We start from the raw sequence: 23269 nt of genomic DNA, 5'->3' as shown, positions 1-23269 counted from the left end.
CAGCGACCTTATTTAGGAGTAGAACTACGCTCGCTTGATGAAATACCCGGCTACTATTGGAAGAAGACATTGCAATTGCCTGACTCGGTTACCTATGGTGTAGCTGTGTTGGATGTGAGAAGCCCTTCGCCAGCTGCAACGGGTGGAATGAAGGAATATGACGTAATTGTTGCCGTAGACGGACAGCCTGTTCACAATATCACTGAATTTCGAACGCTGCTGTATAAAAAGAAGATAGGTGATAAAATGGAGCTGAGCTTCTACAGAGGTACAAAGCAAGAGTCTATTACGGTTACACTGACAAGCGGAAATTACTAATTCACAGGAGAGCCATCTCTCCTGTTTTTTTCTGGGTATAGCAGAAAGAAAAGAGATTTCCCACAGTGTGGATAACAAGGTGAAAACCTGTGAATATCACAAAAATGACGGGACAGATATGGTGCCGAACATAAATTCCTACACAATATGTGGATGAAATCTGTGGATATGTTGATAACTTCTGTGGATAAGATGTTTGTAAAGAGGTGAATGTGTTGTGAATATCACAATTGTATCAGTTGGAAAGTTAAAAGAAAAATACCTAAAACAAGGAATTGATGAGTATAAAAAACGTTTATCTGCATATGCAAAAATGGATTTACTTGAGATATCTGATGAAAAAGCACCAGAAAACCTAAGCGAAGCAGAAATGGAAATCGTAAAAGAAAAAGAAGGCACACGAATTCTAGAAAAAATCGCGGACGACGTATATGTCATCGCCCTAGCAATCGAAGGCAGCATGAAATCATCAGAAGAACTTGCCGAAACCATCGACAAACTCGCTACATATGGGACAAGCAAAATAACCTTTGTCATCGGGGGATCACTTGGACTTAGTAAAGACGTATTAAAGCGAGCGAATGAGAAGCTATCTTTTTCAAAAATGACGTTTCCGCACCAATTGATGCGACTGATTTTGCTGGAGCAGGTGTACCGGGCTTACCGGATTAATCGGGGGGAACCGTACCATAAGTAACTGCGAGTTTAAGAGTTGGATTAAGGTAAATAAAAAAGAACTAATGAATATCTTAACAAATGAGGCAGTAGGATTTGCTAATTCAGATGGTGGAGTCATCCTTGTTGGTGTAGAGGATGATGGAGAAATTACCGGTTGTGCTGATTATGATGAGCAGAATATAATAGAAAGTATTTATGATAGGACTATACCGAAACTTTTTACTGATATCGATATAATTAAAGTAGGAGATAAGGATATTTTAAAAATCGCTGTTCAAAAGTCACCAGAAATAATTGCTACATCAAAAGGTGTTGTCTATAAAAGATTAGGGAAAAATACAAAACCACTATATCCAGCAGAGTATAGCTCTAATAGTATAAAGGGTTTTAAAGGAGACTATTCCGCAAAAATTTTAGAGCCAGCTACTAAGAAAGATATAGATTTTACGGAAGTAGAACGCTTAAAGTTAAAAATTCAATCTCGTGATAAAGATTCTACTTTGTATCAATCAGATAATATTACGTTCCTAAATGACTTAAGATTGATAGATGTCGTAGGGGATGAAATTCAGTTAACTGTTGCAGGATTGTTATTTGTTGGCACAAAAGATGCGATTTCCAAGTATATGCCCCAGGTCGAAATAATTATTCTTACATATAATGAGGGACATACTGAATACAATAAACGTTTAGAATTAAAAATGCCATTAATTCAATGTGTAGATAGAATTCAACAATTTTTTGAAGATAGAAACGGAATAAAGAATATTCAAATGGGACTATTTAAATTAGAAGTTCAAGATTATCCGATTAATGTTTTTCAAGAGGCACTTCTTAACGCTATCTCACATCGTGATTATGAAAGTAACTCCTCAATATTTGTTAAGTTTTATCCAAATGAAATTATTATAGAAAATCCTGGTTCATTTCCAACTGGAGTTGATAGTACAAATATTATTACCCACCCTTCTTCTCCGAGAAATAAATTAATTGCAGAAACACTTCAAAAACTAAAATACGTTCAGCGCTCTGGTCAAGGTGTAGATATAATTTTTAAGGATATGCTTTCTTTAGGGAAATCAGCTCCCGAATATAATTTGTATTCTGAAGCAGTAAGTTTAACTTTAAGAAGTAGTTTGGAAGATATAGAATTTCTAAAGTTTATTACTAAAGAGGAAGAAAATAACGGTGAGTTTTCTGTATCAGAAATCTGTATTTTGAAATATATTAAATCTAATAAAACAATTACACTGGGTAAGGCTGCTGAGGTGGCTCAAATTACAACTCAATCTGCAGCAAATGTGTTAAACAAACTTTGTCAAAAAAGAAATATTCTACAAAGGGAAGCAAGAAATAAATATATGTTTACTCATCGAGTATATGAAAATTTAGATGATAATATTGAATACACAAAAGATAAGGATTTTGATGAAATACAGGCTAAAACAATGATTATTGATTATTTGAATAAAAATGGCTCGATTACACGCTCTGATGTGGAAAGGTTATGTGGCTTTTCATCTACAAGTAGTAAACGTATTTTACAACGTTTAAGGGAAGCAGAAATTATTGTTTTAGAAGGTAGAGCTAGAGCAAGCTATTATAGATTAAAATAGTATTTCATTAATATCACAAAGATTGGACCAAATTCTGGACTGATACAATAAAGTATGGACCGATACTGGACCGATATTGGACCGATACTGGACCGATACTGGACCGATACAATAAAATTTGGACCAATTAATGGGCTGATTTATTAGATTGAATGTTCTGTAAAACTATAATTGTGTAAGTTTGTAATTAGGGTTAATACATACCTCACTTAGATACATCACGGTGAACCGTATCATAAATAAATGAGGTTTTAGTTACAAAAATATAGCAAGCCAATAATATATCAAGTCATGTATAAAACTTGTATGTTATTGGCTTGTTTAATTTACTGAGTAGGAGACTATGCTTTTGTTACATAAATAGAGCCTTTCTATTTAAAAATGAAAGGAAAGGTAAATGTAACGAAAGCTGCCCAAAGTCCGTAGACCGGTAAATACTTAGTGATGGCATCTTGGATGGCAAAAGGTCCAGTTTTGTTTTGGAGAAAGCGTAAATAGGAGAGCATGATCCAAATAAGATTTGCCCAGATAAGTATGTTTACGCCTAAAACAGCAAGTCTGTTGGGCGTTATCCCATAAGAAGAAAGTCTGAACACTATGGCTGACAAAGCCACACTGTCAATAATAAGGGCAAGAACAATTAGGGCAAAGTTTATATAATCTGAAATGTTCTTTTTCTCGTTTGTGTCACTTTCAGTTATGGAAAATATGGTGATGGCCAATACACCAAGGAGTATTCCGTTGAAGGATATAAGGAAATTGCGGTCCAAGAATGGATTTTTTCCGACCCAAATAATCGTTATAAGATATACCAACAATGTAGCTAGGACAAGAGGACTAAAAATTTTTGCTAAATATGGTGTAATATTCTTAGCAAGTTTTAGATTGCTAGATACAAGGTAGGTAGCCACAACAGCGAGTCCGGCAGCACCAAATAAAATGACATTTCTAAAATAGAAGTCTTTTATATTCAAGCCGACAAAGCTAAATAACTGCATGGTCAATGCTGCTAGCAGCATTCCGCTAATTGCCATGCTGGCGTATAGTATGCAAAATTCCAAATTAAACTTAAGATAGGCTAATCTTGTGCTGCTTTTTGAATATTCATTTCCTGTAAATGCAAGCCCTGTCAATCCCCATAAGAATATGGGAAGGTGTAAATAAACAAGGATAATACTGTCTTTATTATTTAATGGTAGCATATTAAGATAAAACCCGGAGATTAGGAACAACACGAAAAGGGTGTAAAGAACATTTTTTTGGGGACGATTTTTGTATACAAAATAGGCTGCAATAAAGGGAAGAATACCGAAAGCAAGGTTAATTGGAGCAATTGCTTGCTGTTCGACAAAATGGAAAATGATCCTAGCGCTTATCCCGGATAGAATGGCTAACATGCCCATGAATATGAAACCCTTCTGAAGCAAGGAAGGTTGTTTTGTAGTTGTCGTCTCCTTAAAATGCAATCTTTCATACCAAACGGAAAGAACCTGCGAATCAGGGTTTTGCTCCCAGGCTTCCGAGAATAAATTTTTAAAAGCTTTTGGATCTTTTCTAAACATTCTCTCCAGCTCATGGGGGTTTGCAATATTTTCAATAATCAAATTGTTCATGTTCAAATTTATCCCTCCTCTAATCATTGTCCTATTAAGTTCTAATTTCCTTTACAGAGTTTATTAACCAAACTTTATTACCTTTGACTGTCTTCGTCGCCTTTGTATTCTAAAATATCCCCAGGCTGACATTCTAAAGCCTTGCAAATTGCCTCTAAAGTGGTTAATCGAATCGCTTTTGCTTTACCATTTTTCAATATAGAAAGATTTGCCATTGTGATTCCAACCTTCTCTGAAAGTTCCGTTACGCTCATTTTCCTTTTAGCCAACATGACATCAATATTGATAATAATTGCCATTGTTTTCACCTCATATCGTTAAATCATTTTCTAATTTTATATTAATGGCATTTTTTAATAGCTTTTGAAGAACAGCAGCAAAGACTGCAATCACCATTGAAGCAAAAGGAACAACCAATCCGATAAAAATGACACCCGGGGCATCATCTTTTTCCGCAAAGAGATAGAAGAGCGGCAAGACTAGCACATGCAAGATGCTGATTGTGATGGCACAGTATTTTATTTTCTTTAAGGCTATAACAGATAATTCGGAAAAGGCTTTATTTTTGTCAATATAGCGTAAGAGCTTGAAAGCCTGATATAAAGCAAAGTAAAAAGGTATTGTTGATGCATCAAAAATGAAAGAAACCGGGCATTTTATATAATCAACCTCTGGAAGTAATTTCGCTGCAATCGTAGCTAACTCAGGTACCAAAAATATGCACAGAGCAAGAACTGGAAAGCCCAAAAGAATAACAACTAACTTTAAAAATAGTGTTTCTGGTTTCATAAAAAGCACCTCACTTATGTATTTTTTCTTTTGATTTTAACAAGTTATTTATCGATTTACAATAAATTTTTATCGATTTTAAGAATCGATTTTATGGAAATGAAGGCCTAAGTAATCTTTATAAAATCGAAAAATAAGAAAATAAATAAGAAAACAAATATAAAAATTGTGTAAATGTGTAGACATGCTTATATATAATTCATATAATTTAATTAAATTAATAGATTATCGGTTTTGTTTAAAAAAATGCAAAATCTCGATAATGGCAAACCTGGTGAAAACCAGTGACGCAAAGCTATAGGGACTAAAGCGTAAATCGCAATGTCAGCCAGCTACCGAAAGATGGGCGCACGCAATATTTGTGTGGATTTAAGCATGTATTTTTTCACCCCCGCTTCGGTAGATGGCGGGGGTGTTTTTATTTTAAGGAGGTGGTGGTAGTTTGCGATTGGTCAACCTGGAGAATGCTCAAATCATTGCTGAATCGATTGAATCTGCGAATACCTTTTTTAAAAGGTTAAAAGGTTTGATGTTTAGGCAGAAATTATCCTCGGGTTCCGGTCTTTATCTTTATCCTTGTAATGCAATCCATACGTTTTTTATGAAGTTTCCAATTGATGTCCTGTATATCGACAAAGATTGGAGAATTGTTGGAATGGAAGAACATCTGCAGCCTGGGAAAGTAGGAAAAAAGTTTTCAGCAGCTACTTCAGTTATTGAATTAGAGAGTGGCAGCATCCGGTTAAACAGCATTCAAAGAGGACAAATCGTAAAACTACTAAAATAAAAGCAAGGGGGAAGTAAACATGATGAAAAAGTTAAAAGAGTTATTTTTAGAAGAAGAAGGACAAGGTATGACCGAGTATGGATTAATTTTAGGCTTGATTGCAGCGGGAGTAGTAACAGTATTACTCGTATTTGGTCCAAAAATTACTAAATTGTTTGAAAATGTAAATAGTCAAGTAAATCCTTAATGAATGTTTCTTTAATTGAAAAATAGTACCGAATTAGATAGATATGATAAAAGCTCTGCGACATGTTGTTGCAGAGCTATTTTAAAAAAGTCCATTTTTTAACATAGGAGATATGTACATGTTTCTTAATCTACTATTAATCATGACGCTGGTGATATCGGTGTATACAGATCTTAAAAGCAGAAAAATATACAATAGGGTTGTTTATCCTGTCCTGCTAGTCGCTATTTTTACTCACCTCATTTTTAACGGTGTAGAAGGATTGTACGTTTCCCTTATTGGGTTTTTTACAGGGTTAGGATTATTGATCGTTCCTTTTTTTCTGGGCGGGATAGGAGCAGGAGATGTAAAACTTCTTGCATTAGTAGGGGCTTTTAAAGGATGGGTATTTGTCATTTATACCGGGATATATATGGGAGTCATCGGAGGACTCATTGCGCTAATCATCATTGCAGTTGGAAAAGGGATGCTAAAAAAAGTTACGCTCTTTCTGTACGGGATAAAAAACAAGCAACAAATGTCGTACCTGTTTAATAGACAAGTCACATATCCTTACGGGGTGGCCATTGCAGCTGGAGCTATTTTCGCCTTTTTCCTCGAAGGGAGAGTGGTGTTATGGTAAAAAATTTGTAAAGCTTGCCAAGCAGGAGCATGGGCAGTCACTTGTGGAATTTGCACTTATTGTTCCCGTCTTTTTACTTATGCTGGTTGGTATGATTAACATTGGCTTTGTGCTCTTTACTTATTTGAGCTTAAACATGACTGCACAAGAAGCCTCTCGCCTGGCAGGCCTCGGTAAAACGGATGCCGACATCATGCAATATGTACAAAATCGATCGACAGTAGGTCATCCAGCCGATATTAGAATTACGATTACTCCTAATCAAGCTTCACGTATATCAGGGAGCTATACGACAGTTATCTTATCTTATCCGATGGCGGACATCACGCCGGTATTTGACCAATTTCTATCTCCTTACAACCTTCAGACACAATCCACGATACGTGTAGATTAAAAATAAGGAGGGAAAGAAGATGGATCAAAGGGACGTAGCAACAATAAAAAAAGGAACCATTGCTTTATTGCGAAGTGAAAAGGGAAATATAATCGTCCTTTTTGCATTTTCGATGGTATTGATCTTTGGCATGGTTGGGCTCGTAGTCGATATCGGTATGGTTTACAAGGAAAAGAGTGATTTGAAAAAAATAGCAACGACCGCTGCATTGTCCGGTGCCCAAGAGCTTCCTAACGGGGATCCTGCACGAGTACAAAATGTTGTAGGTACGATTCTATCGTCTTATCAAGAACAATCTAGCCTACAAGATCTTCAAATTGTAATGGACCAGCAAGTTCGGGTTTCTTTAAAAAAAACAGTGCCTTTGCTATTTGCCAGAATTTTAGGCTTTCCTAGCATGACGGTTCAAGAAAGTGCTACGGCAAAGCTTGATCCAATTGGTGAATTACTTGGTGTTATCCCTCTGGGTATTGACGAATCAACACCGGTCACATATGGTCAAACCGTTTCACTTAAAGTTGGAGCAGGAGATTCGTCGACCGGAAACTTTGGAATTTTAGCACTGGCAGGTCCTGGCGCGCGTACTTATGGAGATACATTAAAATACGGCTATGACAAGACAGTTTCTGTCGGTGATGTTGTGCCTACGCAAACAGGAAATATCGCAGGTGAAACACAGGATAGCGTCAATTATCGTATTAATAAATGCCCGAATCCCAGTGGGGATATTACGGTTCGAAATTGTGATCGAATCCTCCCTGTTATTGTCTATAAACCAAATAGTTCAAATGGTCAAGTAATAGATAGTATCACCGTAACCGGTTTTGCCTTTTTTTATTTACTAGATCCAATGAGCTCAAAGGATACATCCATTAATGGAGAATTTATTGAACGCGTCGATATCGGAACATATGAAGCTGGAAGTCTAAACAGAGGAGCATATATGGCCCGGCTAGTGGAATAGGAGAATAATAGATGAAAAAAAAGACAATATTTTTGATTTCAATCGTCATGGCTGGGTTGGCAACACTTCTTTTTTATCAATATACGAATCAATTATCACAGCAGTCCGGCCAGATGAAATCTGTTGTCGCAGCTGCTGTACCTATTAAAAAGGACGAGCAAATTACAGCCAAAATGCTGAAAAAAATAAATGTCCCTGCAAAGAGTGCTTATGCTGATGCAGTTCAGGATGCCTCAAGTATCATTGGACAATATTCAACAGACGAAATCACAACAGATGAAGTGATTTTAAAACACCATCTCCAATCAGTAGAGGCAGCCACTACAATAGCAGGTAAGCTTAATAGCGATGATCGGGCAGTAACCATTCCAGGAGGGAAAATAGAAACCGTTGCAAATATGATTAAGCCTGAAGACACGATTGATATAGTTTATACGGGACCTTCTCTGGATGGAGATACTACAAAGCGTGCGGATACAATGGTTTTACAGGAAAATGTAAGGGTTTTGGCAGTTGGAAAACAATTGAAATCAACGAATGCATCAGCTGAGTATGATTCAATAACAGTTGAAGTTCAGCAGAAGGACGCAGTAAATTTGATTAAAGCTGCAAGAAAAGGGGTTCTTAATTATGTTTTACATAGCAAGATGAAAACTGCTGAAACAAAAGTGGAGGGGTCGTAAATGGTAGCTCCGGGTATACAGAAACAAAGCCGGAAAGGAAAAATGGTTGTCATTTGCAGCGCAAAAGGCGGAGTGGGTAAAACAACTTTAGCTGTTAATCTCGCGATTGCTTTATACAAAAAAAAGTTGCAGATTGCATTAATGGATGGTGACTTCCAATTCGGAGATGTAAATGTAGCCATGGATCTTGAATCTTCTTTTTCTATCAGTGATGTTGCTGAAAGGATTGAGACATTAGATTCGTTTAGTTTAAATAATTATATGTACAAACATACAAGTGGTGTTCGTGTTTTGTCAGCCCCGGAAAGACCGGAATTGGCTGATTTAATTACACCGGAAATTATCGACAAAGTATCGCAATTCATTCTAGAGGATTATCACTATCTTATTGTCGATACTGGGGTCGGAATAAATGACCAAACGCTCACGTTAATCGAAAAGGCAGATGTGATCCTTCTCTTAACGACATTAGAACTGATTTCTATTAAAAATACGAAACGAATGCTACAAATTCTTCAAACATTGGAGATGCAAGAAAAGGTTAAAGTCGTTTTAAACCGGTCTACAATGGAAAGTATTATTCAAGCAGATCAAGTACCGCAAATTTTACAAATGGATCATCTCTATTTTATCCCAAATAATTTTCAGATAGCTTCAAAATCGTTAAATCTTGGGATCCCTGTAGTTATTAATCAACCAAGCTGTGATCTTTCCAAAGCAATATTTAAAGTTGCTGAGCATCTAGATTCGAATGAGCCAATGGCAATGCCCAAAAAGCTGACAATGCTGGAAAAGATGCTATCAGCAAATAAGCAAAAAAGGAGAGAGTAGGAATGGGACTATTAGAAAAAATGAAAGCAAAAACTAATGGTTCTTCAGCGGTAAGAGAGCAAAGCAGCAGTACGCCGCACGAAACGATAGAGGAAAAGCACGATGGAATGGAGTCTTTTCCACTAAAGAAACATGCAGTCGATGAGGGAACCTCTCTAAGTAAGCGATCAGATAAGAATACAAGTGGTTGTATTAATGATACAAATCAACTGAAGCAGGAAAAGCAGCCTATATCCGAAAGACAAGGGATAAACGTAAAACTAGAAAAAGAGCAAAAAGATAAGGCGGCAGAAAAAACGCTAAAAACGAAGTTGAATAGTAGTATGCCTACTAGCAGTGCTCCAATAAATGAAAAGAACCAAAAGCTAAAAGAAGAACTGCAGAAAAGGATTTTAGAAGGGTTCGAGTATGATAGCAAGGAGGAAATTACCTCCAAGCTTGATGGAATGGCAATCGAAATCATTCAGGATGATGCAGCATTGCAAGGGAGTGTTGATCGCCGGCTGGTCATTAATGAGCTAGTAAATGATATTACGGGCTTTGGCCCAATTAATCCTTTGTTAGCCGATCCTGATGTGAGCGAAATTATGGTAAATGGTCCAAACCAAGTATACGCAGAACGAAAAGGAAAGCTAGAAATAACGGAGATCACATTTAGAGACAACGAGCATGTCATGACTATGATTGAAAAAATTGTTGCCCCGTTAGGCAGACGGATTGATGAGAGCAGCCCAATGGTTGATGCGCGCTTGCCAGATGGTTCACGGGTAAATGCTATAGTGCCCCCTCTAGCACTAAATGGTCCGACTGTTACCATTCGGAAATTTGCTAAAGATCCGTTTACAATATCGAATTTAATTCATTTTGGCACACTAACAGAAGAAATGTCAGCATTTATCGAGGCATGTGTAAAAGCAAGGTTAAACATATTTGTAAGCGGGGGTACCGGCTCTGGAAAAACGACAACGTTAAATGTATTATCCTCCTTTATTCCAAATGACGAGCGGATCATAACAATAGAGGATGCAGCGGAATTGCAGCTTAGCCAAGAACATGTCGTTTCACTTGAAACAAGACCTCCTAATATTGAAGGCAAAGGTGCCATTACTATACGCGATTTAGTTCGCAACTCATTACGGATGAGACCAGAGCGTATAGTTATTGGGGAGGTTCGGGGAGCAGAAGCATTGGATATGCTTCAGGCAATGAACACGGGCCATGATGGTTCTTTGGCTACCGGTCACTCTAATAGTCCACGTGATATGATCTCCCGATTAGAAACAATGGTGTTGATGGCAGGAGTGGACCTGCCAATTCGAGCGATTCGCGAACAAATCGCTGGGGCGCTTGATCTGATTGTTCAACAATCTCGGTTAAAGGACGGTTCCCGTAAAATAACGAATATCACCGAGGTGCAGGGAATGGAGGGCGATATTATTGTTCTCCAGGACATTTTTGTTTTCGAGCAGAGGGGTCTGGATGAAGATGGGAAAATCATTGGGAAGCTTGTACCAACAGGAGTGCGCCCTGCTTTTTATGATCGGTTAGAAAATGCCGGAATCCATATACCTTCATCTGTTTTCTTTGAAAAAGAGGAGGGCTGATTTGCGTGTTTACCACAAATATATACTATTTTCTATTATTTTCTTTGCTTGTTTTCTTCCATTTTTTCTTCTTACTTCAGCTATTTGCACAAAAAAACAAACAATTGGAAAAACGTTTGCATTTTTATTTAATCGAGGATCCTCAACCAGAAAAACTAGACGTGAAGCAAGGGAAAAAGCAAGAAATCATTAGCATAAAGAACATGATAAAAATGTACAACAATCGAATGAAAAAGCTAATGAATAAAAGAAAAACCAATGTAAAAGTAGAGCAGCTGCTCGAAAGTGCCGGGGCTAGTTGGTCGTCAGGGGAATATGTAGTATTTCGTTGGCTTTTTGGAATCATTTTCGGCGGAATTCTTTATTTAATCACGGGCCAGCTATTGGTTGTAGCGATTGGGTTTACTGCAGGGTTCTTGTATCCAAAGCTATTATTGAGTTTTAAAAGAAACAAACGGATTCGTAAATTTAATGATCAGCTGCAGGATATGATTACAACGATTATTAGTTCGATGCGAGCAGGTTATAGCTTTAATCAAGCATTAAAATCTGTAGCAGAGGAATCCTCTTATCCCATGAATAAAGAAATGGAAATCGTACTTAAAGAAATGCAATATGGAATTGGTATGGAAGATACTCTTCATCATTTATATGAAAGAGTGCCCAGCAAGGATCTGGATATAATGATCCAGGCAATTTTGATACAAAGACAGGTTGGTGGAAATTTGGCAACCGTTTTGAGCATTATAGTTGATACGATTCGAGAAAGACAAAAAATCCAAGCTCAAATTAAGACACTCACTGCTCAAGGTAGGATGTCGGGGGTTGTGATTGGAATCCTTCCATTTGCCTTAGGTACATTATTATATATGATCCAGCCTTCTTATATCGGACTATTTTTTACAGATCAGATTGGCATCGTGCTATTGTCTGCTGCACTTGGATCGGGTATATTCGGATTTTTGCTGATTCAAAAGATTATTAAAATAGAGGTGTAGTAATATGCTATATACAGCCTTTTTTTTCGCCATTTTCTTCTTTGTATTTGGAGTGCTGTTCATTCCAATGGACAAAAAGAATCAAGTAAAGCATCGAATGGAGCATTTCCTAGGTGAGAATGAAACAAATCATGCAGATCTCGAAGAGAAAAGGAATAAGGAATCCTTTCGAAACCGTGTTTTCTTGCCTCTCTGGATGGAAGCAAAAAAAAGCTTGTCCAAACGATTGCCAAGCAAACAAGCAGAAAAGCTGGATAAGCAATTAGTTCAAGCAGGTAATCCTTTTCATATGAAATCAGCCGATTATCGAATGGTTCAGCTGGCTTTTCTGATTGGAATGCCTATTGTACTCTTTCTTTATGGATTATTACTAGGCTTTCAAGGTACGTCATTAATTATCTTTCCATTCATAGGATCAGTGATTGGTATTGTTTTACCGCGCTATTACATAAAAATGAAAATGGTAGAGCGTAAAAAACGTGCGTCGAAGGAATTACCGGATTTCGTTGATTTATTATCGGTAAGTCTTGAAGCAGGCTTAGGTTTTGATTCTGCGCTAAGTAAAGTAATCGGAAAACAAGATGGTGTACTCGCAAAGGAATTCCGTCGCTGCCTTGAGGAATTGCGGCTGGGCCTAACCCGTAAAGAAGCATTAATGGGCGTACGAGATCGTTTGGATGTAGAGGAAATTTCCTCCTTTATCAATAGTGTATTGCGAGCGGAGAAGCTAGGTGTCGGAATGGTGCAGGTGCTTCGCATTCTGACTGTGGATGTCAGGGACCGCAGACGTCAAAAAGCAGAAGAAACTGCCATGAAGGCTCCTATCAAAATCTTGTTTCCTTTAGTGTTTTTTATCTTTCCGAGTCTCTTTATTGTTATCCTTGGTCCAGTCGCTATCCAGCTTATTCATCAATTTAATAAGTAGAAAATTTTCCCGAAGAAATATATTAGCTTTGCATAGATTTTTAGGATGGAGGTGAGTGCTCTCACATCCATTTTTTATATACGACAAATTACTGACGGTGCATTTACTAACTAAACATGTTGCTAACGAATTGGGGAACTCTTACACTAAAGAAATAATAGAATAAATGTAACAGGAGGGTAACAATGGCTAAAACAATAGTAGAGAAACTAAATTTACAAAAATATAGAAAAGTAGCAGTATTGCATTTGCCTGATGGTGCAGATTATTTAGCAGGGTTAGTAGAATATGACACAGCGTTAGCGAGTGCTTATGATCTCATTTTTGCTTTTGTGCTAGATATGGAATCTTTAACAGAACTCGTATTCAACGTTATCCAAAAAAATTATCTGAATAAAAACGGATATATCTTTTTGGCATATCCCAAAAAAGGAAATAAAGTATACCCGACGTTTATTCACCGCGATGATTTATTAGACGCGTTAGGTACAGATGAAAATGGTTATATTGGGACAAGTAATATTAAATTTGCGCGTATGGTAGGATTAGATAATGTATTTACAGTAATCGGTTTAAAAGAAGATTCTTCAAATAAAAATCGTATATCTACAAAATCCAGTCAATGTGTAGATGATTATATAGCGATGATTCCAAATATAGAAAAGGATTTGCATGATGTTCCTGATTTACTTGCATTCTATCAATCCCTCACCCCAGGGTACCGTAAAGATTGGGCTCGTTATGTGTATAGTGCGAAACAAGAGGCGACAAAAGTAAATCGACGTGAGGAAATGAAAATGATTTTGGGTAAGGGCTACAAGAGTCGGGATCTATATCGTAGAGATGTCAATGATAAAAAGAAATCTCATTAAGAAGGGGTTTTCTTTCATCTGTATTCAAAGGGATACTCATTGTTGCGCTTTATTACAATCAATGCAGTGAACCGTACCATAAGTAAACCGCTAGCCATCTATGACAATTTCATAGTTTATGGATAAGAATTATTGGTGAATTGAAAGAAAGTACTTTATCATATTGACAATCAGCCAATAGTATTTATCATTAAAGACAAATGAGAAAATGAATGATGACACGAAATGTTTTGTTTGTAGTCATCATTGTAACCCCAAAAGTTGATCAATATGGAATAGGTATAGAACGATCCATCCTGAAACTTAAACATATTATTTTACATGGTTTGTGATGTGAAAATATGGAGATAAATCTCTTGGGAATTGGCGCTAGAGAAAAAAATAGAATCGTATTGACAGAGTTTGGTATCGCTTGATTTTAAATCAGAAAGGCTTCCCATACTGTTACTAGTATCGAAGAACAAATACTCCATGAATAAAATTTATTTCAACACATTTCTTATCATGATTGCTATTATTTCCGTCATCAATTTTGCATTTTATTGGATGTCAAAAGATAATCTTATAAAAAAAGAAACAGAAATTAATGAGAGTGTGTCCGATAACGTCAAGGCAACTGTTGAGAATAATCAAAAAGGTGTTGCGTTGTTCGAAGGTTTATTGGCACAGCAACTTTATACGGACTCCCTTTATATTAGTGATCAGCTTCCGTCAGATGCCGGGCAAGTAACCCAATCAAAGTTGCAAGGGTTGGCAAAAGAACTACAATTAGATGAAATCTCTATTTTAGTTCCGAATGAGCAATGGTTTGATTTAGTCCAATCTACATCTTCTGCTGAAGTGGGAACCAATAGCAAAATGTGGGGAGACAAATGGAATCAGACGTTTTTTCAGTTGGTTAGAAATAAAAATGTAACAATGGTACCGAATTTTGGGCAAGTCTATCCTCACTTTTGGGCAGGTCCTTTTGACACTTCAGCCAATATCCCCGACAAAGTATATAAGTACGGCTATTTCTACGATGGAACAAAGAATTATATTATCGAACCAGCATACGATGGGAAAAAGCTGGCAGACTATCAAAATGAAGCAGGTGTAGATGCTGCTATCAATGGTTTTATGAATGATAACCCTACTATCAAAGAAATCAGTGTGTTAAATTATAATCGACTTACAGGAGATTTAAAAGTCGCCACAGGCGAGTTATGGAATAATCGACTAGCTTTCCATAATCGAGAAGTGATTGGTGGAACCTACAATTATGCATCAGTTTTAGATAAAGAATTTGCCAGCAAGGCGATTAATCAAGACAAAACCATTTACCGAATTACCACTTTAAATGGAAAACAGATGTTGCAATTTTACATCCCAATCCAAATTAATATAGATGGAAACACGAATCAATACAAAACAATTATTATTACTTCTGTTGATTATTCTCAAATTTCGGGTGAATTGCGTAATGGGATGATTCAATTGACCTTAGTCGTTATTTTTTGCTTTATCATTTGCTTTGTGTTGATTTACATTTTATTCCGTCATATTAGGAAACAAGGAAAACTCTTATCGGATATTCAAAACCTGTATGCTGGAAGAGTAAATAGCCTGTATAAAACGATTCGCGAATATCGTCATGATGTTGCCAATCATATTTTTACTATACAAGGGTTACTTTCATTAAAGCATTATTCCGATGCAGAAAAATATATAAAGCAATTGAGCAATATCCATAAAGAAACATCAGCAATTTTAAATATACATATTCCTGCTTTTATTGGACTCTTACAAGTAAAAATTGCAGAGAGTATGGAAAAAAACATCAAATTTGATCATAGCTTTGAAGGATTTGAATATCTGGAATTAGATATCGAAAAAATAACGAATTTAGTTAAAGTCATTGGGAATATTCTTAATAATTCTTTCTATGTAGTCGAAAAAAATGAGGAAGGAAATCGTTTTATAACCATTACTGGAAAAGCTATGGAGAAAAATTTACACATTTGCATCCAAAATAATGGGGATATGATTCCACCACATTTATTAGAAAAAATATTTGACTATGGATTTACAACAAAAAAGGAAGGTTCTGGAATAGGATTGGCAAGTGCAAAAAAAACCATTGAACAATATAAGGGTAAAATCACTGTAAGTAGCAATCAAGAATGGACAACGTTTACGATCGACTTCCCATTATCCAAACGGGAATTTGTCCCTGATCCTCCTCGGAAAGGAAAAAGATAATAGGGAAGCAAGCAGGTCATTGAATCAAGGAAAACTGGATTAAGACCTTGGTTTTTGTGCGTTCCTAGGGTCTGGTGGATGAACTTCTCACTTCTGAATTGTAACAGCATGTCGCCGCCGAAATTTACCAGCTTTTAAATACCTTATAACTATTCATATATTAGTAAAAAATATTTTTAATCTTTAAATAATAGTGATACACTATGATAAGGTTATAATCAATCTAGGAAAGGTGTGCGGCTAGGTCGCGCCCTGGCTTGCTGTGATGCTTAAGCATGCGCGCCTACATCTTTTCTTGCAAATCTTAGGGTGATAAGGAGATAAATATGAGCGACAGACAAACTAAAACAGACGTTATCTTAATTGGTGCCGGAATCATGAGTGCGACTTTGGGCACATTACTGAAAGAATTAGTACCGGACTGGGAAATTACAGTGTTTGAGAAGCTCGATAAAGCAGGGGATGAAAGCTCTAACGAATGGAATAATGCAGGAACGGGGCATTCAGCACTGTGCGAGCTCAACTACACCGTCGAAAAATCGGATGGATCAATAGATATTAGCAAAGCTATAAAAATTAATGAACAGTTCCAACTTTCAAGACAGTTTTGGTCTTATCTTGTAAATAGCAATCTGATACGTAATCCGCAGGAATTTATCACATCATTGCCTCATATGAGTTTAGTACAAGGGGAAAAAAATGTATCGTTTTTGAAGAAACGTTTTGAAGCGCTTTCAAACAATCCTCTGTTCCAAGGCATGGAATTTTCTAATGACCCAGAAAAACTGATGGAATGGATCCCGCTTATTATGCAAGACCGTAAATCAGATGAACCGATAGCTGCAACAAAAATTGACTCTGGAACGGATGTCAACTTTGGTGCTTTAACGCGCATGTTGTTTGACCACTTAAAGAATAAAAACGTCAATATAAAATACAAACATACTGTTGATGATATGAAACGTACTAGCGATGGTTCGTGGGAATTGAAAGTACGAAACGATAAAGGTACCGTCGAAAGCCATACTGCTAAATTCGTCTTTATCGGCGGCGGTGGAGGAAGCTTGCCTTTACTTCAAAAATCCGGCATTCCTGAAGGAAAACATATTGGAGGATTCCCGGTAAGCGGACTATTTTTAGTATGTAATAATCCAAAGATTGTAGAGCAGCACCATGCAAAAGTATATGGTAAAGCTAAGGTTGGTGCTCCTCCAATGTCTGTTCCGCATCTTGATACAAGATTTATCGATAATAAAAAATCATTACTCTTTGGACCATTTGCCGGCTTCTCACCAAAGTTTTTAAAAACCGGTTCAATGTTTGACTTGTTAGGTTCCGTAAAACCGGATAATGTGTTAACTATGTTGGCGGCAGGAGCGAAAAACGTTCCATTAACAAAATACCTGATCCAGCAAGTTATGTTATCGAAAGAAAAGCGCATCGAAGAGTTACGAGAGTTTATCCCGAACGCTAAAAGCGAGGATTGGGATATCGTGGTAGCAGGTCAACGTGTACAAGTTATCAAAGATACTGCTGCTGGCAAGGGAACGCTTCAATTTGGTACTGAAGTTGTAAGTGGTGCTGATGGTTCGATAGCAGCATTACTTGGCGCTTCTCCGGGTGCTTCTACTGCTGTTTTCGTTATGCTTGAGGTAATAAAAAAATGCTTCCCGCAACAACTAAAAGAATGGGAACCGAAAATAAAAGAAATGATCCCTTCTTTTGGGATGTCATTAGTGGAAAATCCAGAGCTTATCCAAGAAATCCATACTTCAACAGCGCAGGCGCTTGGCTTAGCGGGTGAAAAGCAGTACGTATAGGATTCGGGCAGACCATAGGAAAGCAAATCAGTAATACCGTACCAGTAAAATTGGTACATCTCGAATAACTAAAAAACCTGTATATTTAAGGAAGCATACATTTATCTAAACGACAATAGCCCTAATTTCTTTCGAGAAGTTAGGGCTATTGTCGTTTTCAATTAGTGCAAGAGTAAATAAATCAGATTGTCATAATTTTGCGAACATTGTCGATAATATGACAATTTCGGTTCAAACAGTATCAAAAGATTAAATTAGCGTAAAATGAAGGTAGGGATTGTTACTATAACCCACTCTACTTTTATAAGGGAGGGATGTAGATGAATACACTTTTCTTTATAAAAAAAATGATACAATTTTTACTTATGATGGTGTTTGTAACAATTCTTGTTCTTACGCCTTTAATAATACCACTTACTCCATTGATAAATGGACAACTTGTACCATTAGTGGACTATCAACGGGCCTCGGCGGTTACGAATGTTGGGATTTTAGGAAGCCAGGCGTTGAATGGTTCCTATAATTCTAGTACTGGAAATCTTTCTTTGGTACTTACCGGAAGTCCGTTGCTAAGTTTAGGTGTACTTAACACGGAAACCTTTGTGTATCAACTGCCACAAGAATTGAAATTTATTTTGGATGATCCACGTTTTAAACAATATGCATCGATTGACTTTGAAGAGAGTTGGCTTTTAGGTTCAGCTAGTGACACGATTGCAGGAAGTTCATTGGTGCTAAATTCAACAGATGGAACAGTCACCGGCGTACGAAATTCAGCGCTAAATATTTCCCTTGGAGCAACCGTTACTGTTACGCTGACAATACAGTTAAGCGCATTGGGCGTTGCTGCATTACCACCAAGTCCTAATGGTAAACTAGTATTTTATGGATTAGCAGCAGGTGATGCACTTATCGACTTAAATGTATTAGTCAGTGAAGGTTCTAAATATGAAATGGCAACGGGCATATTACCACCACCTCCAACAATGCAACCAGTAAGTGACATTGATACAGTTGTAACAGGCACGGGGGTAGCTGGAGCAACCATTACTATAAAGACTCCAGGTGGCAATTATGTAGGTTTAGTAAATGGACAAGGTTCCTATAGTATTACCATTCCGGTCCAAGATGCTGGTACAATAATTGCGGCTACACAGACTGTAGCGGGAATCGAAAGTGAAAGCGTTTCCGTAACTGTAATTGGAGTAATTCTTGAATTTACGGTTCCTAGTGAACTTCGATTTAATAATACAACCGTAAAGCCCCAAGAAATTACTATATTAAGAGATATACCGAATTGGTCAATTTTGGTTCGCGATACACGTGGACAAGGATCTAAATGGAGAATAAAGGCGAAAGAAACAATGCCCATGACCTCACAGGATGGCTATACACTTGACCCGAATACTCTTGAATATATAATCGGCAACAATGCTTACCCTTTAAAAGATGAGGTGTTAATTTTTGAAGGAACGACTGGAGCAGGGCAAGAAACAACGGTTCAGTGGAATGAAAATGAAGGAATATTAATGAAAATGTCTTCTACGAGTCTTTTCGATGCCCGGACAGGTGTTGACTATTCTACCACTATTAATTGGACTTTAGAAAATGCACCATAATCGTAAGTAACAATGCTTACTTTTTATAAAAGAGGAGGGGGTTTTTATGAAACTATCAAGATCAATATGGATAATGGCAATACCAATTCTATTTTTCCCAGTCTACTCGCAGGGAGTTTTAGCAGCAACAACGCAGGATTCTACAGCAGCAGTACAATTTAATGCAGATGCTGCAGGCGCACTCAGTCTTGACGCTGTTCCGGGGTTAGATTTTGGTATACAGAATTCATCTTTATCTGATGTAATTTACCAATCTACTAATCTTAATCCTATTGTTACAGTAACTGACGAGCGTAGCGTTAACAATGCCACTGGGTGGCATGTTACAGTAAGCGCTACTACATTTACAGGTACTACTGCTACCAATAAATTAAACGGGGCAACCATAAATTTTAGTAATGGAGACTCTACTTCAAGTCTTAGTTATACGAAACCAACAACCCCCGATTTTGTATTAACAACTGATGGGGTCATTGGAGCTGTTAATCCTGTTACGGCAGCGGCTGGTGCCGGCCGTGGTACATGGAACACAAGCTGGCTTCCAACTCAAGGTACCCCCGTTACGAATGATAGCGTTACATTACATGTTCCAGGTGGTACTATGGCACCCGATTCATATAGTTCAACATTGACATGGACGCTATCAGATACTCCGTGATGAAATTTGGTAAACGGGTCTCGAATAATAAGGGCGACCTTATTATTTGAGACTTTTGGTATATTGGAACAATTGTGAGGTGTAATGGGATGAAACTATTTAAAAATAAAATGACGTATATTTTTTTATTAATCATATTGGTTTCTTTGAATATGCCAATGGTGGTTGGGCATGCGGAGGATGTTGGATATTCAGTCCGAGCCATTATACCTGAAAATCAGGTTGATAAGAATCAGACTTATTTTGATTTGTTAATGAAGCCTAAACAAAAACAAGTGATTCAAGTTGAAATTTATAATAGTGGAAATGAGGATATGGATATTGATGTCCATATTACAAATCCAAGTTCAAATAGAAACGGACTCATTGATTATTCGAATACTGACACAATTATTGATGAAAGTCTAAAGGTACCCATTACAAACGTTGCTTCTATTAAAGAAAGTACGGTTAGAGTACCAGCCAAGAAATCTAAAACCATACCAATTCAACTTGAAATGCCAGAAGCGGAATACAAGGGTATGATTCTTGGGGGTATTTATTTTGAAAAACGATTAGGTAAAGATGACACGAAAAAAGTACAAATAACGAATAAGATGGCATATGTACTAGGCTTGAAATTAACGGAATCAAATACAGAAGTAGTACCAAATCTTCAATTAAAATCAGTAAAACCAGGCTTGGTTAATTATCACACTGCTGTGATTGCAAATATACAAAACAGTGCGCCGGTTATTGTCGATCACCTTTCATTAAAAGCGAAGGTGTACAATTCAAGTGGTAAAGAGATAAATCAAGTTGATGTTGAGAATTATAGAATGGCACCAAACTCTAATATGGATTTTGCTATTGATTGGAAAAACCAAAAACTAAATCCAGGAAAATATACGTTAAAACTATATGCCGATACAGGTAAACAAAATTGGAATTGGGAACAAGCATTTGAAATACCTGCAAAAGATGCAAAAAGTCTTAATGAAGAAGCTGTAGACCTTATAAAAGACTACACATGGTATGTTGTTATTGGTTTTTCATTCATTATTTTAGTTTTGCTCTATATTATTTATCGTTTAGCAAAAAAGAATAAACAGCTACATTTGCAAGGGCAATAAAGAAAACGGGAGCCATGTTTATTTTTTTGATTATGTACACGGGTTCATGATACGTGTACATTGTGAGATTCGTTCACCCAAGTTTGTATATGCGCAATAAATTTTTTAGCCGCTGGTGAAATGTGCTGGAAGGAAGGGGCGGCAATGCCAATAGATCGATAATGTTCTCCTTCAAGGTTAAGAGTACGAACAGTTTTTGGAGTACGGTAAAGTACCATTTCCGGTAGAATGCTAATCCCCATTCCGTTTTGTACCATGGAAATAATGGCTTGGTCATCTGCTAATTCAAATTTAATAGTGGGTGTCGCATTGCTTTTTTTCAGAATGCGTCGTACGTCATTATCACAGCTTTTTTTTGGCAGGATAAACATTTCGTCTTTGATTTGTTCCATGCGAATCTTATTTTGCTTTGCCAGAGGGTGTTTCTCCGGGAGAACACAAAGCATTCGATCTTTTTTGAGGGGAATGACTGCAAACGACTTTATAGTTGGTAAAGATACAAAACCAAAATCAATTGCTCCACTGGAAATCCAGTTTTCGATATCGTCATAATCTCCTTCAAGCAGTTTTATTTCAATGGAGGGATGTTCCTCCGTAAAGCGTTTCATGATTTCGGGTAGCCATTGAACGGATACGCTCGAAAAGGTGCCAATGCGTACTGTACCAGTTTCGAGTCCGTTGATATTGGCGATTTCCTGCGTCAATTGTTCATTACATTTCAGCATTTCACGGATGTAACGAAGTGTGCGTTCTCCGTTACTTGTCAACTGGATTCCAGTACGTCCTCTACTTAGTATAGAAAATCCCCATTCTGATTCAAGACTTGCAATGGCATGACTGACAGCAGATTGGGTTAAACCGAGTCTAACGGAGGCTTCCGTCAGACTCCCTACTTCTACAACGGTATTAAATACTTCAAACTTTGCTAGCGACATGTTTCTCTCTCCATTACATGAATTTTTTTCAACTAATCATTTAAAAACATTCATTATTCTTATCTAAAATTTACACGTATACTACGAAGTAAGCAATCAATTTTTTATTTATAGTAGGGGAAAGGAAAGAGCATGAGTATACAAGTAAAAGCAAATTTCATGTTAATTATTGTAACTATGTTTTGGGGTTCGTCCTATTTGTTTATGAAGATGGGGCTCGTTTCGATGCAAGAATTTAATTTGATCGCCTTGCGTTTTGGGATTGCATTTCTATTGGCTGGAATTGTTTTTTATCGTCGCCTCTTTCAATCGAATTGGAAGACAATAAAATATGGGTTTGTATTGGGTACGATATTGTTTTCGTTATTTGCCTTTGTTACGTTTGGGATTAAAACTACGTCTACCTCCAATGCCGGATTTTTGGTTAGCCTTACCGTCATATTTGTACCCTTGTTGTCTGCTATTCTAGTAAGAAGTTTACCTGAAAAAAGAATTATGGCAGGTGTTTTATTTGCCTTAATCGGGATAGGATTCTTAACGTTACATACGCAGTTAGCCATTAGTTTAGGTGATTTATTATGTATGGCAGGCGCGATGTGCTACGCCATTCACATAATTGTGACAGGTAAATTAACGAAGGATGTGGATTCAATTTCGCTCGGTGTGTGGCAACTTGGATTTGCGGGTGCATGGGGATTGCTATGTTCCATTCTTTTTGAAACACCACAGCTTCCTACTACAACTCTCTCTTGGATTTCAGTGTTAGGCTTAGGAGTATTTTGTAGTGCAATTGGTTTCGTCGTGCAAACGGCCACGCAGCAATATACGACACCAACGCATATAGGGCTCATTTTTGCATTAGAACCTGTTTTTGCAGCTGTATTTGCGGTTGCCTTCGCAGGAGAGATATTCACGGGGAGGGGATACATAGGTGCTAGCATGGTTTTATTAGGTGTATTAACTGCTGAGATCGATGTGAAAAGGGTACTGATGAAGGAGGATG

24 protein-coding genes and 1 riboswitch are annotated in these 23269 nt (G+C 37.2%); of the genes, 20 read left to right on the top strand and 4 right to left on the bottom strand.

Going from position 1 to position 23269, the window contains the following annotated elements; translation table 11 throughout:
• From AC11ZT_RS07250 to AC11ZT_RS07240, 3 genes are all read left to right on the top strand, one after another.
• Nucleotides 1-318, top strand: a 318-nt coding sequence (locus tag AC11ZT_RS07250; protein WP_484058954.1) for a PDZ domain-containing protein, incomplete at its 5' end; no start/stop codon positions are given.
• Nucleotides 319-535: 217 nt separating this feature from the next.
• On the top strand, nucleotides 536-1015 hold the full coding sequence (rlmH, locus tag AC11ZT_RS07245) for a 23S rRNA (pseudouridine(1915)-N(3))-methyltransferase RlmH (protein ID WP_484058953.1): 480 nt from the start codon (nucleotides 536-538) through the stop codon (nucleotides 1013-1015).
• Nucleotides 990-2612, top strand: a complete 1623-nt coding sequence (locus AC11ZT_RS07240) for an RNA-binding domain-containing protein (protein WP_484058956.1) — start codon at nucleotides 990-992, stop codon at nucleotides 2610-2612. Before rlmH ends, AC11ZT_RS07240 begins: the two co-directional genes overlap by 26 nt.
• Before the next feature lie 371 nt (nucleotides 2613-2983).
• On the opposite strand, the gene AC11ZT_RS07235 is transcribed toward AC11ZT_RS07240, so the two are convergent.
• The 3 genes from AC11ZT_RS07235 to AC11ZT_RS07225 all read right to left on the bottom strand — a co-directional run bounded on the left by AC11ZT_RS07235 (nucleotide 2984) and on the right by AC11ZT_RS07225 (nucleotide 5014).
• On the bottom strand, nucleotides 2984-4231 hold the full coding sequence (locus tag AC11ZT_RS07235; RefSeq protein ID WP_484058952.1) for a DUF4153 domain-containing protein: 1248 nt from the start codon (nucleotides 4229-4231) through the stop codon (nucleotides 2984-2986).
• A 71-nt stretch (nucleotides 4232-4302) separates the two neighbouring features.
• Entirely contained in the window at nucleotides 4303-4524 is a 222-nt protein-coding gene (locus AC11ZT_RS07230; RefSeq protein ID WP_484058951.1) for a helix-turn-helix domain-containing protein, read from the bottom strand.
• A gap of 10 nt (nucleotides 4525-4534) precedes the next feature.
• The gene (locus tag AC11ZT_RS07225; RefSeq protein WP_484058950.1) at nucleotides 4535-5014 is read right to left on the bottom strand and encodes a DUF2975 domain-containing protein; all 480 of its coding nucleotides are present in this window, start codon (nucleotides 5012-5014) and stop codon (nucleotides 4535-4537) included.
• A 254-nt stretch (nucleotides 5015-5268) separates the two neighbouring features.
• A riboswitch (cyclic di-GMP riboswitch) is annotated at nucleotides 5269-5354 on the top strand.
• A gap of 102 nt (nucleotides 5355-5456) precedes the next feature.
• Between AC11ZT_RS07225 and AC11ZT_RS07220 the strand changes: the two genes are divergently transcribed.
• The 16 genes from AC11ZT_RS07220 (at nucleotide 5457) to AC11ZT_RS07145 (ending at nucleotide 21331) form a co-directional block, all read left to right on the top strand.
• The gene (locus tag AC11ZT_RS07220; protein WP_484058949.1) at nucleotides 5457-5801 is read left to right on the top strand and encodes a DUF192 domain-containing protein; all 345 of its coding nucleotides are present in this window, start codon (nucleotides 5457-5459) and stop codon (nucleotides 5799-5801) included.
• Nucleotides 5802-5820: 19 nt separating this feature from the next.
• On the top strand, nucleotides 5821-5988 hold the full coding sequence (locus AC11ZT_RS07215) for a Flp family type IVb pilin (protein ID WP_379970802.1): 168 nt from the start codon (nucleotides 5821-5823) through the stop codon (nucleotides 5986-5988).
• Nucleotides 5989-6106: 118 nt separating this feature from the next.
• Complete coding sequence (locus AC11ZT_RS07210) at nucleotides 6107-6610, top strand: A24 family peptidase (protein WP_484058948.1); 504 nt, start codon at nucleotides 6107-6109, stop codon at nucleotides 6608-6610.
• A complete protein-coding gene (locus AC11ZT_RS07205) occupies nucleotides 6555-7004 on the top strand; it encodes a TadE/TadG family type IV pilus assembly protein (protein WP_484058947.1) in 450 nt (149 codons plus the stop codon). Before AC11ZT_RS07210 ends, AC11ZT_RS07205 begins: the two co-directional genes overlap by 56 nt.
• 19 nt (nucleotides 7005-7023) lie before the next feature.
• Nucleotides 7024-7968 (top strand): pilus assembly protein TadG-related protein, encoded by a 945-nt coding sequence (locus tag AC11ZT_RS07200; protein ID WP_484058946.1) that lies wholly within the window; start codon nucleotides 7024-7026, stop codon nucleotides 7966-7968.
• Nucleotides 7969-7979: 11 nt separating this feature from the next.
• Nucleotides 7980-8651 (top strand): Flp pilus assembly protein CpaB, encoded by a 672-nt coding sequence (cpaB, locus tag AC11ZT_RS07195; protein ID WP_484058945.1) that lies wholly within the window; start codon nucleotides 7980-7982, stop codon nucleotides 8649-8651.
• Nucleotides 8652-9482: a CpaE/TadZ family protein gene (locus tag AC11ZT_RS07190; RefSeq protein ID WP_484058944.1), complete on the top strand. Its 831-nt coding sequence runs from the start codon at nucleotides 8652-8654 to the stop codon at nucleotides 9480-9482.
• Between the two features lie 323 nt (nucleotides 9483-9805).
• Complete coding sequence (locus AC11ZT_RS07185; protein ID WP_484058955.1) at nucleotides 9806-11086, top strand: TadA family conjugal transfer-associated ATPase; 1281 nt, start codon at nucleotides 9806-9808, stop codon at nucleotides 11084-11086.
• 5 nt (nucleotides 11087-11091) lie between these two features.
• Entirely contained in the window at nucleotides 11092-12084 is a 993-nt protein-coding gene (locus tag AC11ZT_RS07180) for a type II secretion system F family protein (RefSeq protein ID WP_484058943.1), read from the top strand.
• Between the two features lie 4 nt (nucleotides 12085-12088).
• Nucleotides 12089-13009 (top strand): type II secretion system F family protein, encoded by a 921-nt coding sequence (locus AC11ZT_RS07175; protein WP_484058942.1) that lies wholly within the window; start codon nucleotides 12089-12091, stop codon nucleotides 13007-13009.
• A 185-nt stretch (nucleotides 13010-13194) separates the two neighbouring features.
• Nucleotides 13195-13881: a YdeI/OmpD-associated family protein gene (locus AC11ZT_RS07170; protein WP_484058941.1), complete on the top strand. Its 687-nt coding sequence runs from the start codon at nucleotides 13195-13197 to the stop codon at nucleotides 13879-13881.
• A 471-nt stretch (nucleotides 13882-14352) separates the two neighbouring features.
• The gene (locus AC11ZT_RS07165; protein ID WP_484058940.1) at nucleotides 14353-16122 is read left to right on the top strand and encodes a sensor histidine kinase; all 1770 of its coding nucleotides are present in this window, start codon (nucleotides 14353-14355) and stop codon (nucleotides 16120-16122) included.
• A 326-nt stretch (nucleotides 16123-16448) separates the two neighbouring features.
• Nucleotides 16449-17942 carry a malate:quinone oxidoreductase gene (locus tag AC11ZT_RS07160; RefSeq protein WP_484058939.1) on the top strand — a complete coding sequence of 498 codons (1494 nt, stop codon included), beginning with the start codon at nucleotides 16449-16451 and terminating at the stop codon, nucleotides 17940-17942.
• 320 nt (nucleotides 17943-18262) lie between these two features.
• Nucleotides 18263-19561, top strand: coding sequence for an Ig-like domain-containing protein (locus AC11ZT_RS07155; protein WP_484058938.1), 1299 nt, complete (start codon nucleotides 18263-18265; stop codon nucleotides 19559-19561).
• A 46-nt stretch (nucleotides 19562-19607) separates the two neighbouring features.
• Complete coding sequence (locus tag AC11ZT_RS07150) at nucleotides 19608-20219, top strand: WxL domain-containing protein (protein WP_484058937.1); 612 nt, start codon at nucleotides 19608-19610, stop codon at nucleotides 20217-20219.
• Nucleotides 20220-20308: 89 nt separating this feature from the next.
• Complete coding sequence (locus tag AC11ZT_RS07145) at nucleotides 20309-21331, top strand: WxLIP family cell surface protein (RefSeq protein ID WP_484058936.1); 1023 nt, start codon at nucleotides 20309-20311, stop codon at nucleotides 21329-21331.
• A gap of 44 nt (nucleotides 21332-21375) precedes the next feature.
• Here AC11ZT_RS07145 and AC11ZT_RS07140 read toward each other — a convergent pair whose 3' ends face one another.
• The gene (locus AC11ZT_RS07140; RefSeq protein ID WP_484058935.1) at nucleotides 21376-22266 is read right to left on the bottom strand and encodes a LysR family transcriptional regulator; all 891 of its coding nucleotides are present in this window, start codon (nucleotides 22264-22266) and stop codon (nucleotides 21376-21378) included.
• Nucleotides 22267-22398: 132 nt separating this feature from the next.
• Between AC11ZT_RS07140 and AC11ZT_RS07135 the strand changes: the two genes are divergently transcribed.
• The coding region (locus tag AC11ZT_RS07135; RefSeq protein WP_484058934.1) for a DMT family transporter at nucleotides 22399-23269 on the top strand (871 nt) is incomplete at its 3' end.

This window comes from Ectobacillus sp. (genome assembly GCF_056992975.1).
Note: the sequence above shows the minus strand (reverse complement) of the source record. Positions and strands in the feature narration are given on the sequence as shown.